This window comes from Bacteroides sp. 1_1_30, from assembly GCF_020982715.1.
Taxonomy (GTDB): Bacteria; Bacteroidota; Bacteroidia; order Bacteroidales; family Bacteroidaceae; genus Bacteroides; species Bacteroides xylanisolvens.
In genome coordinates this window covers 1-1,418 of sequence record NZ_JAJKHN010000207.1, presented here as the reverse complement: position 1 = coordinate 1,418, position 1,418 = coordinate 1, and the positions used below count along the sequence as shown (strand labels likewise).

General features: G+C 42.4%; 2 protein-coding genes. Both read left to right on the top strand.

Annotation, left to right across the window (positions count from 1 at the left end):
• The first annotated feature begins 65 nt into the window (after positions 1 to 65).
• Entirely contained in the window at positions 66 to 446 is a 381-nt protein-coding gene (locus LPH68_RS26205) for a hypothetical protein (RefSeq protein WP_049701282.1), read from the top strand.
• Positions 412 to 1,404, top strand: a complete 993-nt coding sequence (locus LPH68_RS26200; RefSeq protein ID WP_008023421.1) for a transposase — start codon at positions 412 to 414, stop codon at positions 1,402 to 1,404. The genes LPH68_RS26205 and LPH68_RS26200 overlap by 35 nt, the downstream gene beginning before the upstream one ends.
• Positions 1,405 to 1,418 lie beyond the last annotated feature (14 nt).

The window sequence follows — 1,418 nt, the reverse complement described above, 5'->3', positions numbered from 1 at the left end:
GGCTCACCCGAAATTTCTTGGGGGTAACTATTTGTAGCTTTCTTTAAAGTGATTACTTTTGTAATATGACAGAAGCAGCATTAATATCTTTAGCTCAAATAGTACTACCAAGCGAAGTCCTTTCCTCGTTTGATATAACTAAGGTAGAAAGTACCGATACCGAGATTAACATTCATCTTGATGAAAAGATGTACGATACTTTACGTAATGATGTTCACTTTGAATCCAAAGGTTTTATTCCTGCGGTTTCCATCACCGATTTCCCCATCCGCGACCACAAAGTAATCCTTTTGCTCCGACGCCGTAAATGGGTTGATATTCGTACCGGCAAGAGTTTTATTCTACCTCTTAAAATAGCCGCCGAAGGCACCCGCTACTCCAAGGAGTTTGCGGCTTTTTTAAAAGAAACGTATGGACACATCCCCGGTGACCTGCCGTACGCTTGATGATTTCTATCATATTGACGCATCTACCTTTGAGAAGCAATACAAGGATGTGCTAAGCGGTTATCGTAATTGGGAAGAGTTGAGCCATGCGGAAGAGTGGCTTGTCTTTCCTGAGAACATTGGACCTAATCTGGCTATTGACGAGACTTCCCTGTCGAATGGCGACCTTTATACAATAGTAACCAACAGGGACAGGCATGGTCGTGAGATGTGCCTTGTCGCCATTGTTGCAGGGACGAAGTCAGAGACGGTCATAGCGGCTTTACGCCATATTCCCGAACACCTGTTGGACAGTGTAGAAGAAGTGACACTTGATTTATCGGACTCAATGCGTAAAATAGTCCGCTTCTGTTTCCGCAAGGCATCTCGTGTAATAGACCGGTTCCACATCCAGAAATTAGCTTGCGATGCAGTGCAGGAAATGCGTATCAAACTCCGCTGGGACGCAATCCAGGAAGCCAATGATGAGATGGAAGAAGCAAAGCAGAAAGGGGAATCATATGTGCCTATGAGATATGAAAATGGAGATTCAAAGAAAGAACTGTTGGCAAGAAGCCGCTATCTGCTGTTTAAATCCTCCGAAAAATGGACCCCAGCACAAAAACAAAGAGCCAAAATTCTTTTTAAGGAATATCCGGAATTGGGACAGGCGTATGGATTATGTCATTCACTCAGAATGATTCTTGCCAAAAATACAATCAAAGATGCGGCAAGATTGAGTATGGCTAAATGGTATAATAAAGTGGAAGAGGCAGGCTTTCATGCTTTCAATGTAATTGCAGCAACCTTCTATGAACATTATGATGATATTCTTAACTTTTATAATAAAAGATCCTCTAATGCGGCGGCTGAATCCTTTAATGCGAAAATCAAACAATTCAGAACCGCATTAAGAGGAGTAGTGGATGAGAAATTCTTCCTCTTTAGACTGGCTAAGATTTATGCATACCCCCAATGATTATCGGGTGAGCC